Consider the following 3,121-nt stretch of genomic DNA (forward strand, 5'->3'; position numbering starts at 1 on the left):
CACATGTATTGGTCATGACGGCCACTCCTATACCCAGGACTTTAGCCATGAGTATTTACGGAGATTTAGATATTTCAATTATAGACGAGCTTCCGCCGGGGAGAAAAGAAATTAAAACTGTTTGGCGATCAGATGCTCACAGACTTGGGGTGTTTAAGTTTATTAGAGAAGAGATTGAAAAAGGCAGACAGATTTACATTGTTTATCCCTTAATCAATGAATCTGAGGCATTAGATTACAAGGATCTCATGGATGGATACGACAGCATTTCAAGGTCTTTTCCTGCGCCAGAATTTCAAGTATCTATCGTTCATGGTCAAATGAATGCAGCCGCAAAAGCTTACGAAATGGACCGTTTTGTAAATGGAAAAACTCAAATTATGGTTGCCACGACTGTGATAGAGGTTGGGGTTAATGTTCCTAATGCATCAGTGATGATTATTGAAAGTGCAGAGCGGTTTGGATTGTCTCAATTACACCAATTAAGAGGACGTGTGGGTAGAGGTGCAGAACAAAGTTTTTGTATTCTCATGTCAGGAAATAAATTGTCTCAAGAAGGAAAAACACGACTAGAAACCATGGTTGCTTCTAGCGACGGATTTGAAATAGCAGAAGTAGATTTAAAACTAAGGGGGCCTGGAGATCTCATGGGTACCCAACAGAGCGGCGTGTTACAACTCAAAATTGCAGATATCGTTAAGGATGCAGATTTACTTAAAAAAGCGAGAGAGATTGCTGTAACTACTTTAAAATCAGACCCTTACCTAGAAAATTCAAGCAATAAACCTATTTTACTAGCGTACAGAGCGCTTGTAAAACACAAAAATATTTGGAATTACATCAGTTGAACATCGTAATTCAGGCACAAAAAGATTGCTGCAAACACTTATTTTTTATTTATTTTTACACCTTGCACAACATTCAATAGGCACTTTAGTTGCCTTATCTTAATATCATTTTTTCTATGAAAAAAACACTTTTTGACAAGGTTTGGGATTCTCATGTGGTGAGAAGCATTGAAAACGGTCCAGATGTACTGTTTATTGACCGTCATATGGTTCATGAAGTAACCAGTCCTGTAGCTTTTTTAGGGCTTAAAAACAGGGGGGCTAAAGTGTTGTATCCAGATCGCACTTTTGCCACAGCAGACCACAACACACCCACGATTAATCAACATTTACCTGTAGCAGACCCCTTGTCTGCTAATCAATTAAAGGCGCTTGAAGAAAATGCCACTGCACATGGTATTTCATATTGGGGGCTTGGACATGAAAAAAATGGTATTGTTCATGTAGTTGGGCCAGAATACGGGATTACGCAACCAGGTGCTACGATTGTTTGTGGAGATTCTCATACCTCTACCCATGGTGCATTTGGTGCCATAGCCTTTGGAATTGGAACTTCAGAGGTAGAGATGGTCCTTAGCACGCAATGTATTATGCAGCCCAAGCCAAAGAAAATGGTCATAAGGGTTAATGGAAGCCTACAAAATGGGGTCACCCCTAAAGATGTAGCTCTTTATATTATTTCCAAACTCAGCACCTCTGGGGCTACTGGGTACTTTGTTGAATACGCTGGAAATGTTTTCTCTGAAATGAGTATGGAAGGAAGAATGACTGTTTGCAACCTCAGTATAGAGATGGGTGCGCGCGGTGGAATGATGGCTCCAGACAAAAAGACTTTTGATTATATTAAAGACAGAGAGTTTACGCCAAAAGGTGCTGCATGGGAGAAAGCCATGGCCTATTGGGATACATTATACACAGAAGAAGGCGCTTCATTTGACAAAGTATATGAATTCGAAGGCGCTGACATTGAACCAATGATTACCTATGGAACCAATCCTGGTATGGGAATGGGTATATCCAAAGATATACCTCTTGCTACAGACCTTGAGGGAGGCATAGCCACTTACCAAAAGTCATTGGCCTATATGAATTATAACGAAGGAGACCCTATGATTGGTAAATCTATTGATTATGTTTTCTTAGGAAGTTGCACCAATGGAAGAATAGAAGATTTTAGGGCATTTGCTAGTATAGTGAAAGGGAGAAAAAAAGCAGATCATGTCACTGCTTGGCTAGTCCCTGGTTCACACCAGGTGGAGAAAGCCATTAAAGAAGAAGGCATTTTGGCTATTCTAGAAACTGCTGGATTTACCCTCAGAGAGCCAGGTTGTTCAGCCTGTTTGGCCATGAATGACGACAAAATTCCTGCAGGGAAATATGCAGTAAGTACTTCTAATAGAAACTTTGAAGGAAGACAAGGACCTGGTTCAAGAACCTTATTAGCAAGCCCATTAGTTGCAGCTGCAGCAGCTGTAACAGGACAAGTAACCGATCCAAGAACTCTTTTACAATAAATTTACCATACTATGGCATACGATAAATTCACTACATTAACTACGACTGCAGTTCCACTGCCTATAGAAAACGTAGACACGGATCAAATCATACCTGCAAGATTTTTAAAAGCCACAGAGAGGGTTGGTTTTGGAGATAATTTATTTCGTGATTGGAGGTATAACTCAGACAATACTCCTAAAGAAGATTTTGTACTAAACAATCCAAAGTATCAAGGAAAAATTCTCGTTGGCGGTAAGAACTTTGGATCTGGATCATCGAGAGAACACGCGGCCTGGGCCGTTTACGATTACGGATTTAGATGTGTTGTATCTAGCTTTTTTGCAGACATTTTTAAAAACAATTGCTTGAATATTGGCGTATTACCAGTTCAGGTGAGCCCTGCTTTTTTAGAAGTTATATTGGCGGCTGTATTCAAAGACCCTACTACTGAGATAGTGGTAGATCTTCCCGCACAAACCATTCGCATTCCCAGTACGGGAGATCAAGAATCTTTTGACATTAACGTCTATAAAAAAGACAATATGCTCAATGGTTTTGACGACATTGATTATTTGAGAAGTATGGAGGAAGAGATCACCTCTTTTGCTAGCAATACACCTTTGTAAAAGCTCTAAATGCATTCCTAATGACTGCCAAAAAACAGCGTATCATAGAAATAATGGACACCACTTTAAGGGATGGTGAACAGACTTCTAGTGTGTCATTTTCTGCCTCTGAAAAACTTACTTTAGCTAAATTATTGTTAGAAGAACTCA

At 39.7% G+C, this 3,121-nt stretch carries 4 protein-coding genes; all 4 read left to right on the forward strand.

The genetic code is table 11. From position 1 onward, the window contains the following. On the forward strand, positions 1 to 848 hold an 848-nt coding region (locus ABF281_RS08860; RefSeq protein ID WP_347181317.1), incomplete at its 5' end, for a helicase-related protein. Positions 849 to 964: 116 nt separating this feature from the next. Continuing rightward, complete coding sequence (gene leuC / locus ABF281_RS08865; RefSeq protein WP_347181318.1) at positions 965 to 2,362, forward strand: 3-isopropylmalate dehydratase large subunit; 1,398 nt, start codon at positions 965 to 967, stop codon at positions 2,360 to 2,362. Positions 2,363 to 2,374: 12 nt separating this feature from the next. Next, entirely contained in the window at positions 2,375 to 2,971 is a 597-nt protein-coding gene (leuD, locus tag ABF281_RS08870) for a 3-isopropylmalate dehydratase small subunit (protein ID WP_347181319.1), read from the forward strand. A 20-nt stretch (positions 2,972 to 2,991) separates the two neighbouring features. After that, positions 2,992 to 3,121: hypothetical protein (locus tag ABF281_RS08875; RefSeq protein WP_347181320.1), on the forward strand; the 130-nt coding region annotated here is incomplete at its 3' end.

The sequence above is a fragment of the Wenyingzhuangia sp. genome (assembly GCF_039768515.1).
Classification (GTDB): Bacteria; Bacteroidota; Bacteroidia; order Flavobacteriales; family Flavobacteriaceae; genus Wenyingzhuangia.